General features: G+C 69.1%; 7 protein-coding genes. 1 reads left to right on the forward strand and 6 read right to left on the reverse strand.

Annotation, left to right across the window (positions count from 1 at the left end):
• Window positions 1-2: 2 nt before the first annotated feature.
• From AC5P09_RS35685 to AC5P09_RS35710, 6 genes are all read right to left on the reverse strand, one after another.
• Window positions 3-1,793, reverse strand: coding sequence for a branched-chain amino acid ABC transporter permease (locus AC5P09_RS35685; RefSeq protein ID WP_493877862.1), 1,791 nt, complete (start codon window positions 1,791-1,793; stop codon window positions 3-5).
• Between the two features lie 5 nt (window positions 1,794-1,798).
• Window positions 1,799-2,728 carry a branched-chain amino acid ABC transporter permease gene (locus AC5P09_RS35690; RefSeq protein WP_493877863.1) on the reverse strand — a complete coding sequence of 310 codons (930 nt, stop codon included), beginning with the start codon at window positions 2,726-2,728 and terminating at the stop codon, window positions 1,799-1,801.
• A 131-nt stretch (window positions 2,729-2,859) separates the two neighbouring features.
• Window positions 2,860-4,086 carry a branched-chain amino acid ABC transporter substrate-binding protein gene (locus AC5P09_RS35695; RefSeq protein WP_493877868.1) on the reverse strand — a complete coding sequence of 409 codons (1,227 nt, stop codon included), beginning with the start codon at window positions 4,084-4,086 and terminating at the stop codon, window positions 2,860-2,862.
• 731 nt (window positions 4,087-4,817) lie between these two features.
• On the reverse strand, window positions 4,818-4,976 hold the full coding sequence (locus AC5P09_RS35700; RefSeq protein WP_493877864.1) for a hypothetical protein: 159 nt from the start codon (window positions 4,974-4,976) through the stop codon (window positions 4,818-4,820).
• An 879-nt stretch (window positions 4,977-5,855) separates the two neighbouring features.
• Window positions 5,856-6,344, reverse strand: coding sequence for a PaaI family thioesterase (locus AC5P09_RS35705; RefSeq protein ID WP_493877865.1), 489 nt, complete (start codon window positions 6,342-6,344; stop codon window positions 5,856-5,858).
• A gap of 67 nt (window positions 6,345-6,411) precedes the next feature.
• Complete coding sequence (locus AC5P09_RS35710) at window positions 6,412-8,706, reverse strand: FdhF/YdeP family oxidoreductase (protein ID WP_493877866.1); 2,295 nt, start codon at window positions 8,704-8,706, stop codon at window positions 6,412-6,414.
• A gap of 163 nt (window positions 8,707-8,869) precedes the next feature.
• On the opposite strand from AC5P09_RS35710, the gene polA reads away from it, so the two are divergent.
• The gene (polA, locus tag AC5P09_RS35715; RefSeq protein ID WP_493877867.1) at window positions 8,870-11,596 is read left to right on the forward strand and encodes a DNA polymerase I; all 2,727 of its coding nucleotides are present in this window, start codon (window positions 8,870-8,872) and stop codon (window positions 11,594-11,596) included.
• Window positions 11,597-11,669 lie beyond the last annotated feature (73 nt).

Below are 11,669 nucleotides of genomic sequence, written 5' to 3' on the forward strand. Positions count from 1 at the left end.
GGTCACGCCCCCGCCTTGGTCACGGTGGCCGGTTCGTCGGTCAACGTCGTTTGTTCTGGTACGTCGAGTTGGCCGGTTTCGTGGAACTCGAGTTGGTTGCGCCGGTTGGCGATGATGCCTTCGGGGCGGAAGCGCATCAGGAGGATGAGCGCGATGCCGAAGGCCAGCAGCGACTTGTCCTGGAGGAACACCAGCTTCTCGGGCAGCAGGTAGAGCAGTGCGGCGCCGAGGATGGGGCCGGCGACCGTGCCCATGCCGCCGAGGACGACTGCGGCGAGGAGGAAGGCCGAGTTGGGCGGGGTGGAGCCGGCGAACTGGTACGGCGTCGGGACGACGCTGTAGGTGACGTGGGCGCTGACGGTGCCGGCGAGGCCGGCGAGGGAGGCGCCGAGGGCGAAGGCGATGAGCTTGACGCGGAAGCCGTTGATGCCCATGGCGGTGGCGGCGACTTCGTCCTCGCGGATGGCGATCCAGGAGCGGCCGATGCGGGAGTCCGCGGCGCGGGTGTAGACGAGGACGACGATGGCCATGATCAGGACCATGAGCAGGTAGTAGTTGGCGAAGCGGCCGAGGGTGAAGCCGCCGATGTCGTGCGCCTGGCCCATGTTGAACCCGAAGAAGTTCAGGTCGGGGATGGCGGGGATGCCGTTGGGGCCGTTGGTGATGTCGGGGCCGGAGTCGCCGTCCATGTTGTTGACGGCGATGCGGAAGATCTCTCCGAAGCCGAGGGTGACGATGGCGAGGTAGTCGCCGCGCAGTCGCAGGGTGGGGGCGCCGATGAGGACGCCGAAGATGAGGCTGGCGGCGGCGCCGGTGAGGGCGGAGGCCCAGAAGGGGAACTGGACGCCGGAGAAGCGGGAGAACTCGGAGCCGGAGACGAGGGCGGCGGTGTAGGCGCCGACGCCGAGGAAGGCGACGTATCCGAGGTCGAGGAGCCCGGCGAGGCCGACGACGATGTTGAGGCCGAGGGCGACGGTTCCGAAGATCAGGATGTTGACGCCGATGTTGGCGTAGTGGTCGTCGGTCTGGGTGAAGGGGAACGCGATGGCCGCGAGGAAGCCCATGGCGAGCGTGAAGCTGCGGTTGTGGGCGACGAGGCGGGAGAAGCGGTCCATGATGCCTGCGGTGTGCAGGGCCCAGGTGAAGAAGACGACGACGAAGAGGTAGCCGATGAAGAGTTCGCCGTACTCGGTGTCGATGCCGTAGGTGAAGACGGCGAGGCCGAGGATGGTGGCGAGGGTGATGACGGCGCGTTCCAGCCAGGGGGTGAGGGGCTGGGGGGCGGGGATCGCGTCGGGCTTGGTGATGTACGCCTTGAGGCTTTCCTTGGTGCTGTCCTTGCCGACTCCTTCTTGGGGGAGGGCGAAGGCGCCGAGGACGGGCAGCAGGGAGGCGATGGCTGCGATCCAGCCGCCGGGTTCGAGGTTGACGACGCCGCCGAGGTTGTTGGCGATGGCGATGACGGTGAACCAGGTGGTGCCCAGGCCGCCGAAGGCTGCGAGGGCGAGGGGTGCGTTGTTGCGGGCGGGCAGGAGCCAGCCGAGGCCGCGGACGCCGTAGAGGGCGAGGGCGAAGAGGGTGGTGAGGAGGCCGGCGGTGAAGGTGAGCCATTGCAGGCCGCCGGGGTAGCCGTTGATGGTGAGGTCGCCGGGGAACTCGGAGGTCCAGGTCCAGGCGAGGAAGGCGGACGCGGCGGTGGCTATGCCGCCGGCCAGGAGGAGGCCGCGGGCGGCGGCTTCCGGCAGGGGGATGAGGCCGCGGGTGGCGGGGGTGGTTTTGGTGATGTCGGTCATCGTGATCACGCCCTGTCCGCGACGCGTTCGCCGAGTAGGCCTTGTGGCCTCACGAGGAGGACGATGATGAGCAGGGCGAAGGCCCAGACGTTGGCCCAGCTCTGGCCGCCGAGCTGCTGCATGCCGGGGATGCCGTCGATGTAGGCGGAGGCGAGGGTTTCGGCGATGCCGAGGACGATGCCGCCGAGCATGGCGCCGTAGATGTTGCCGATGCCGCCGAGGACGGCGGCGGTGAACGCCTTGAGGCCCATGAGGAAGCCCATGCGGTAGTCGACGTTGCCGTACTTCAGGCCGTACGCCACGGCTGCGACGGCGGCGAAGAGGCCGCCGATGGCGAAGGCGATGACGATGATGCGGTTGGTGTCGATGCCCATGAGCTGTGCGGTGTCCGGGTCCTGCGCGGTGGCCTGCATGGCGCGGCCGGTGCGGCTCTTGCGGACGAAGAAGGCGAGGCCGGACATGCAGATGATCGCGGCGGCGACCAGGAAGATGTCGGCGTCCTTGATGGTGATGGAGCCGATGTCGTGGGTGGCGTCGAGGCCGGGGAAGGCGCGGGCGCGGTCGGCACCGGGGTAGAAGTTTCGGACGACCTCCTGGAGCGCGAGGGAGAGGCCGATGGCGGTGATGAGCGGTGCTAGCCGTGGTGCTCCGCGCAGTGGTCGGTAGGCGAACCGTTCCGCTCCGACGGCGATGAGGATGGCGACGATTGCGCCGCCTATCAGCATCAGGGGCACGGCGATGGCCATCGCCGTGCCGTCGGGGAGGATGTAGAAGTAGACCGTGAGCGCGCCGAAGGCGCCGGTCATGAAGATCTCGCCGTGCGCGAAGTTGATGAGCTGGACGATGCCGTACACCATCGTGTAGCCGATGGCGATCAGCCCGTACATCGAGCCTAGGAGCAGCCCGTTGGCCAGCTGCTGCGGCAGGGTGTTCACCGCATGGCCTCCATGTCGCTGGTGGTCGTGTGCACTGGATGCGTGCCGGGGGGTGGTCTGGGTGTGGAAACGGGCCGCGCGGTCGGGGTCCCCTTCCGCGCGGCCCGTGGTGAGGTGTGCTGGGGCCGTGGTCAGCCGAGGTCGGCGGTGCCGGTCTCGACAGCCTTCCAGGCACCCTTTTCGACCTGGTAAACCGTGAGCTGCTTGTTCGTGGTGTCGCCGTACTGGTCGAAGGCGACCTTGCCGCTGATGCCTTCGAAGTCGGACTTCTGGACCTCGTCGACGACGCTGGAGCGCAGCTTGTTGATGTCGGTGGGGACATCGCCGTTGTTGGCGTCCACGGCGGCCTTCACGGCCTTGATGATGGCGGTGGTGGCGTCGTAGGCGTAGGCACCGTAGGCGCCGTAGTCACCCTTGTAGCCCTTGGCCTTGTACGTCTCGATGAACGTCTTGGCGGCGGGCAGGGTGTCGGCGGGGACGCCGACGGAGGTGGCGAGGTCGCCTTCGGCGGAGGTGCCGGCGGTCTCGATGTAGGTGGAGGCGAACATGCCGTCGCCGCCGAACAGCGGGATGTTGACGCCGCCGTCCTTCATCTGCTTGGTGATCAGCGCGGACTCGTCGTACTGGCCGCCGTAGTAGAGCAGGTCGGCGCCGGAGTTCTTGATCTTGGTGACGAGGGAGCCGAAGTCCTTGTCGCCGGTGTTGACGTGGTCGGTCTGGACGACCGTGCCGCCGAGCTTCTTGAACTGCTCGTTGAAGATCTTCGCCAGGCCGGCGCCGTAGGTCTGCTTGTCGTCGACGACAAACGCCTTCTTCTTCTTGAGCTTGTTGTAGGCGTAGCCGGCGGCGAAGCTGCCCTGCAGCTCGTCGGTGGTGGCGGTGCGGAAGTACGTGGGGTACGGCCGCTTCTTGTCCGTCTGCCAGTTCTTGCCCTGGGTCAGCTCGGGGTTGGTGTTCGAGGGGGAGATCTGGACCATGTCGGCCGAGGCGAACACCTGCTGCATGGTCTGGGCGACGCCGGAGTTCAGGGGGCCGACGGCGCCGACGGCGGTCTTGTCGCCGGTGATGGCGGTGGCGTTGGACTGGCCGGTGGCGGGCTGCGCCTTGTCGTCGTACGCCTTGAGCTTGAACGTGACGCCGGGGACGAGCTTGTTCTTGTTGGCGTCGTCGACGGCTATCTGGGCGCCGTACTGGATGCCGAGGCCGGTGGTGGAGTTCTCGCCGGACAGCGGGGCGTCCACGCCGATGGTCAGGGTGGTGCCGTCTCCGTTGTCGCTACTGTCGCCGCTGTCGTCACGGGAGCCGCAAGCGGTGAGCGTCAGAGCTCCAGTCGCGAGGACGGAGGTAAGTATCACCAAGGAACGTCGCACAATCAGTCCTTTCCGCAGTCACAGCCACCCCTGTGGGGGTGGCGAGTGCCGCGCTGGTACCGAACTCCCGATGGAGCGGTGACTGGCCGTGACTCTAAGCCCGTCTGTACGCAGGGGCATCGCCCGCAGCTGGCTTGTGACTTTCTTGTTATGACGTGATGGAGGGATCGCTTCGCGGAAGTGGGCTCTCGGACGGTTTGGCGGAGTTTCCGCTTAGTCCGCATTGTGAGAACCCGCACTTCCGGTTGGCAGTGGGGCCGGTCGTGCGGTGGGTGGGGCGCAGGCGGTGTGGAGGAGCTCGGAGAGATCGCGGGAGAACGCGCCGCCGAAGATGAAACTGTGGCGCTGTATTGCACGCGTGTTACGCAGCGTTACGTCGAGAAAGGGAAGATCGGCATTCAGGGGCAGGCCCGAACAGTCGGAAACGGTGATTTCGACCGTGATTGTGCGAGTTGCACCGGTATGAACGGTTAATTCCTGTTCGGGTGTGGTGTGGGCGTGGAGCCCGGGGGAGGACGTGCCGTTGACGCGGAGAGTCACGGGCGGCCCTTTGCCGACGGAGACCGCGAAGCGGAAACGGCCGGGGGTGGCGGGGGTGGTGGGGGTTGAGGGTCCCAGGTAGTGCCAGGTGGTGACGTTGGCCGGCCAGGGGGTGGGGCCGGGCCGGTCGGGTCCGCCGGGGGTGGGGGTGAGGAGGACTCCGGCTGTGGCGGCGGCGGTTACGGCTGTGGCGAGGGCGGCTCTGCGGGTGCGTGGGGGAGCGTGTTCCAGCGCGCGCTCAAGCGGTCGGTGAGGCGTGGTGCGTCGACGCCGAGGACGTCGTAACCGCCGTCTGCGTCGGGAGAGTTGCCGGGTTCGACGGGGCCGGTGCCGGTCATGAGGGCAAGGTATCGGGCGGGGGGTGTTCGGATGCCTGCGGCGGCCTGTGCGGGGTGGGTGGGGGCGGGCGTAGCGCCTTCGGTTGTGTGGGGGTCGGGGCCGCGCCGGGGGGTGTCCGTCCTCGGAACGGCGCGGAATCGGTTCCTTGTTGAGGTACTGGCGTTGACGCGCCAACCGCTGCGGGCGGACACCCCCCGACACGTCCCCTTCCCGCCGTACGCGACTGCGGGAGCGTGCGGCTTGCGGCTGTTCCCTCAGCCCACCGGTCGGCTGTCCACGCGCTGGGGGGCGCAGCCTCCGGGGCGAGGCCCGCCCACTTCTCGACCCACCGAGTCGAGTGTCGGGCAGAAGCCCACTCTGACCGCAGTCCCCAGAGCGAGACCCTCACCTCTCAATCAACCGAGTCGGGCGGTGAACTGAGCCTGAGCCCATTCCTGGCCTTGGCCCACCCGCTGGGGGTGCGGCCCTAGGGGCGAGGTGCGCCTGTGGCTTCACCGAGTCGTGCGGTGATGGGGCCCGTCTCTAGCCCCCATGCACCTGCTGGGGGTGCCGTGTCTGGGGCGAGGTCCGCTTCTGGCCCCACCGAGTAAGGCGGTGGATTGAGCTCATACCTAGCCTTCACCCACCCGATGGGGCGCAGCGGCTGGGGCGAGGCCCCATCTCTCGACCGGCCGAGTCGGGCGGTGGATAGAGGCCATCCCCAGCCCCCACCCACCCGCTGGGGGGCGGAGCCCCCAGGTGTGACGTTCACCTATTGACTCACCGAGTCGGGTGGTGGGTGGGCATAGGTCGGGGGTCTGGGGGCGGAGCCCCCAGGGGCGCCCGCAGCCGCGCCGGGTGATCCGAAGCGCGCGGTACCTGAACTCACCCCGCCCGCGTCAGCCCGCCGCGCGCATGTTGGCCTCGTCGGTCGGTGAGACGTCCCGCAGGAGGCAGGTGAGGCGGGCGGTGCAGACGCGTCGCCCTGTCTCGTCGGTGATCACGATCTCGTACGTTGCCGTGGAGCGTCCGCGATGGACAGGCGTGGCGACGCCGGTCACCAGTCCCGACCGCGCCCCCCGGTGGTGCGTGCAGTTGAGGTCGACGCCGACCGCGATCTTCGTACTGCCGCCGTGCAGCATCGACCCCACCGACCCGAGCGTCTCGGCGAGCACGGCGGAGGCGCCTCCGTGGAGCAGTCCGTACGGTTGGGTGTTTCCCTCGACCGGCATCGTGCCGACGACCCGTTCCGCCGACGCCTCGACGATCTGCACGCCCATCCGCGTCCCGAGGTGCCCCGCGGAGAACAGCGCGGGAAGGTCCACCCCGAGTGCGGCGTACTCGTCGATGACCTCCTGCGGGAACTTCACGTGCTGCTGCTCGCCCATGGCGCCCGGCTCCGTTCGTGGTGATCGGTACGGCTGACCGTACGGCTGTCTCCGGCTGAGCAAACGCTCAGTCGGTAGCCGATTGTTCCAGACGTACGACGACGGACTTGCTGGCCGGGGTGTTGCTGGTGTCAGCGGTGGCGTCCAGGGGGACGAGGACGTTGGTCTCGGGGTAGTAGGCGGCCGCACATCCCCGTGCGGTGGGGTAGTGCACGACCCGGAATCCGGGGGCGCGTCGCTCGATGCCGTCCTTCCACTCGCTGACGAGGTCGACGTACGTCCCGTCGGTGACGCCGAGTGTGCGTGCGTCCTCGGGGTTCACCAGGACCACCCGGCGGCCGTTCTTGATGCCGCGGTAGCGGTCGTCGAGGCCGTAGATCGTGGTGTTGTACTGGTCGTGCGAGCGGAGGGTCTGGAGCAGGAGGCGGCCTTCGGGCAGCTTCGGGTACTCGACCGGTGCTGCGGTGAAGTTGGCCTTGCCGGTGGCCGTGGGGAAGCGACGCTCGTCGCGGGGGGCGTGCGGGAGGGCGAAGCCCTCGGGGCGTGCCACGCGCGCGTTGAAGTTCTCGAAGCCGGGGATGACGCGGGAGATGCGCTCGCGGACGGTGGCGTAGTCCTTCTCGAACTCCTCCCACGGCACCTTGCTGTTCTCGCCGAGCACGCGGCGGGCGAGGCGGCACACGATCGCCGGCTCGGACAGCAGGTGTGTGCTCGCGGGTTCCAGGCGGCCGCGGGAGGCGTGCACCATGCCCATGGAGTCCTCGACGGTCACGAACTGCTCGGTGCTTTTCCCGTTCGGGCCGACCTGGAGATCGCGCTCGGTGCGGCCGAGGGTGGGGAGAATGAGGGCCCGTGCGCCGGTGATCGCGTGCGAGCGGTTGAGCTTCGTCGACACGTGCACGGTGAGGCGTGCGCGTCGCATGGCCGCTTCGGTGACCTCGGTGTCGGGGGAGGCGGAGACGAAGTTGCCGCCCATGGCGAAGAAGACCTTCGCGTCGCCGTCGCGCAGGGCGCGGATGGCCCGTACGACGTCGTAGCCGTGCTCGCGGGGCGGCGCGAACCCGAACTCCTTCTCCAGGGCGTCCAGGAAGGCGGGCGCGGGGCGTTCGAAGATGCCCATGGTGCGGTCGCCCTGCACGTTCGAGTGGCCGCGCACCGGGCACACGCCCGCGCCGGGGCGGCCGATGTTGCCGCGCAGGAGGAGGAAGTTGACGACCTCGCGGATGGTCGGCACGGAGTGCTTGTGCTGGGTGAGGCCCATCGCCCAGCACACGATGGTGCGCTTCGAGGCGAGGACCATGCCGAGGGCTTCCTCGATCTCCTTCTGGGACAGGCCGGTCGCGGTGAGCGTCTCGTCCCAGTCGGCGGCCCGGGCCTCGGCCGCGAACTTCTCGTAGCCGTGGGTGTGTTCGCGGACGAACTCCTCGTCGACCGCGCCCTGCGTCTCGAGGATGAGCTTGTTGAGGAGGCGGAAGAGGGCCTGGTCGCCGCCGATGCGGATCTGCAGGAAGAGGTCGGTGAGCGCGGCGCCTTTGAGCATGCCCTGGGGGGTCTGCGGGTTCTTGAAGCGCTCCAGGCCGGCCTCGGGCAGCGGGTTGACGCTGATGATCTTCGCGCCGTTGGCCTTGGCCTTCTCCAGGGCGGAGAGCATGCGCGGGTGGTTGGTGCCCGGGTTCTGGCCGGCGACGACGATCAGGTCGGCCTTGTAGAGGTCTTCGAGCAGGACGCTGCCCTTGCCGACGCCGATCGTCTCCGACAGGGCCGAACCGGAGGACTCGTGGCACATGTTGGAGCAGTCCGGCAGGTTGTTGGTGCCGAGCTCGCGCGCGAAGAGCTGGTAGAGGAACGCGGCCTCGTTGCTGGTGCGCCCGGAGGTGTAGAAGAGGGCCTCGTTGGGGGAGGCGAGGGCGGTGATCTCCTCGGCGACGATGCCGAAGGCGCGCTCCCAGCTCACCGGCTCGTAGTGGGTTCCGCCCTCGGGGAGATACATGGGGTGTGTCAGCCGGCCCTGCTGGCCCAGCCAGTAGCCGCTCCTGGTCGCGAGGTCGGCGACGGGGTGCGCGGCGAAGAACTCCGGGGTGACCCGGCGCAGGGTGGCCTCCTCGGCGACCGCCTTCGCGCCGTTCTCGCAGAACTCCGCCGTGTGCCGGTGCTCGGGCTCCGGCCAGGCGCAGCCCGGGCAGTCGAAGCCGTCCTTCTGGTTGACGCGCAGGAGGGTCAGCGCGGTGCGCTTGACGCCCATCTGCTGCTGCGCGATGCGCAGGGTGTGCCCGATGGCCGGGATCCCCGCGGCCGCGTGCTTCGGCTCGGCGACCTGCGGCGCGTCCTGAACCGGATCTGCCTTGGGCGGCTTGCTGGCCATCGCGCGCTCTCCTTCGCATGTGAAGTACCTCTCCGATCCTCGCACGCGCCGGTGACAACGATCGTGTCCGGGCGGGCGGTGCAGCGTGAGCATTGCTTGCGCCGGACCGGCGGGAACGTCCGATGGCGGTCGACTGTCAGTGGGGCGTGGCAGGATCGGGGGCGTGGCAGAAACAGCATCGAAGACGACCGCAAACTCCTCCGGCGGCGACCGGCCCCGCCTGATGCTCATGGACGGGCACTCGCTGGCGTACCGCGCGTTCTTCGCGCTGCCCGCGGAGAACTTCACGACGGCGACGGGCCAGCCGACGAACGCGATCTACGGCTTCGCGTCGATGCTGGCCAACACCCTGCGCGACGAGTCGCCCACGCACTTCGCAGTGGCCTTCGACGTGTCCCGCAAGACCTGGCGCTCCGAGGAGTTCACGGAGTACAAGGCGAACCGCTCCAAGACCCCGGACGAGTTCAAGGGCCAGGTCGAGCTGATCGGCGAAATGCTCGACGCGATGCACGCGCACCGCTTCGCGGTGGACGGCTTCGAGGCGGACGACGTCATCGCCACCCTGGCCACGCAGGCCGAGGCCGAGGGCTTCGAGGTGCTGATCGTCACCGGCGACCGTGACTCCTTCCAGCTGGTCAGCGAGCACACCACGGTGCTGTACCCGACGAAGGGCGTCTCCGAGCTGACCCGGTTCACCCCGGAGAAGGTCGTCGAGAAGTACGGGCTGACGCCCGCGCAGTACCCGGACTTCGCGGCCCTGCGCGGCGACCCGTCCGACAACCTGCCCGGCATCCCGGGAGTCGGCGAGAAGACCGCCGCGAAGTGGATCAACCAGTTCGGGTCGTTCGCGGACCTGGTCGAGCGCGTGGACGAGGTCAAGGGCAAGGCCGGGCAGAACCTCCGCGACCACCTGGAGGCCGTCAAGCTCAACCGGCGGCTGACCGAGATGGTGCGCACCGTCGAGCTGCCGAAGACGGTCACCGACCTGGAGCGCGCGCCGTACGACCGCAAGGCGCTCGCGATGGTTCTCGACACCCTGGAGATCCGCAACCCCTCGCTGCGGGAGCGGCTGCTCGCCGTCGACCCGGGCGCCGAGGAGGCCGAGACGACTCCGGTGATCGAGGGCGGCGTGGAGCTGGACGGCACCGTGCTGGGCACCGGCGAGCTGGCCCCGTGGCTCACCGAGCACGCCACCGAGGTCCTCGGCATGGCCACGGTCGACACCTGGGCGCTCGGCTCCGGCTCGGTCGCCGAGGTGGCGCTCGCCGCGGCCCAGGGAGCGGCGGCCTGGTTCGACCCGTCGCAGTTGGACGAGGCCGACGAGACGGCGTTCGCGGCCTGGCTCGCCGACCCGGACCGGCCGAAGATCCTCCACAACGCCAAGGGCGTGATGCGCGTCTTCGCCGAGCACGGCTGGACGGTCGAAGGCGTGCGCATGGACACCGCGCTCGCCGCCTACCTGGTCAAGCCGGGCCGTCGCTCCTTCGACCTGGACGCGCTGTCCATGGAGTATCTGCACCGGGAGCTGGCGCCCGCCGCGGCGGCCGACGGGCAGCTGGCCTTCGGTACGGACGACGGTGCCGAGGCCGAGGCCCTGATGGTCCAGGCCCGCGCGATCCTCGACCTGGGCGAGGCCTTCGAGAGCCGCCTGAAGGAGGTCGGCGCCGCGGAACTGCTGCGGGACGTGGAGCTGCCCACCTCCGCTCTGCTGGCCCGGATGGAGCGGCACGGCATCGCGGCCGACCGACCCCACCTGGAGGCCATGGAGCAGATGTTCGCGGGCGCCGTCCAGCAGGCCGTGAAGGAGGCCCACGCGGCGGCCGGGCACGAGTTCAACCTCGGCTCGCCCAAGCAGCTCCAGGAGGTCCTCTTCGGCGAGCTCGCCCTGCCGAAGACGAAGAAGACCAAGACCGGCTACACCACCGACGCCGACGCCCTGGCCTGGCTGGCGACCCAGACGGACAACGAACTGCCGGTGATCATGCTCCGGCACCGCGAGCAGGCCAAGCTGCGCGTCACCGTCGAGGGCCTCATCAAGACGGTCGCGACGGACGGCCGTATCCACACCACCTTCAACCAGACGGTGGCGGCGACCGGCCGGCTCTCCTCGACGGACCCGAACCTGCAGAACATCCCCGTCCGCACGGACGAGGGCCGGGCCATCCGCCGCGGCTTCGTGGTGGGCGAGGGCTTCGAGTCCCTCATGACGGCCGACTACAGCCAGATCGAACTGCGCGTGATGGCCCACCTGTCCGAGGACGCGGGCCTCATCGAGGCGTTCACCTCCGGCGAGGACCTGCACACGACGGCCGCCGCGCAGGTGTTCGCGGTCGAGCCCGCCGCGGTCGACGCGGAGATGCGGCGCAAGATCAAGGCGATGTCGTACGGCCTGGCGTACGGCCTGTCGGCCTTCGGCCTCTCCCAGCAGCTGAACATCGAGGCGGCCGAGGCCCGTGGCCTGATGGACGCGTACTTCGAGCGCTTCGGCGGCGTACGGGACTATCTGCGCCGGGCCGTGGACGAGGCGAGGGCGACGGGTTACACGGCAACGCTCTTCGGGCGCCGCCGCTATCTGCCCGACCTCAACAGCGACAACCGCCAGCGCCGCGAGGCGGCCGAGCGCATGGCCCTCAACGCGCCCATCCAGGGCACGGCCGCGGACATCGTCAAGATCGCCATGCTGAAGGTGGGCCAGGCGCTGGAGAAGGCGGACCTCAGGTCCCGCATGCTCCTCCAGGTCCACGACGAAATCGTCCTGGAAATCGCCCCCGGCGAGCGAGCCGCCACCGAGGAACTCCTCCGCCACGAAATGGCCAACGCCGTCCACCTCCGAGCCCCCCTCGACGTCTCGGTCGGCGTCGGCCCGGACTGGGAATCGGCAGCGCACTAGGGGGTGTTTCGAAAGTCCTGTGCGGTGCCCGCGGTGTCCGGTGCGTGCTCTCGGCGTGCCGGACGAAAGGCCC

This window comes from Streptomyces sp. a15, assembly GCF_059026085.1.

Bases quoted from the DNA above. Each gene is read 5' to 3' on its own strand.
- AC5P09_RS35685 (WP_493877862.1), bottom strand. From the start codon at position 1,793: ATGACCGACATCACCAAAACCACCCCCGCCACCCGCGGCCTCATCCCC.
- AC5P09_RS35700 (WP_493877864.1), bottom strand. From the start codon at position 4,976: ATGACCGGCACCGGCCCCGTCGAACCCGGCAACTCTCCCGACGCAGAC.
- AC5P09_RS35705 (WP_493877865.1), bottom strand. From the start codon at position 6,344: ATGGGCGAGCAGCAGCACGTGAAGTTCCCGCAGGAGGTCATCGACGAG.
- AC5P09_RS35710 (WP_493877866.1), bottom strand. From the start codon at position 8,706: ATGGCCAGCAAGCCGCCCAAGGCAGATCCGGTTCAGGACGCGCCGCAG.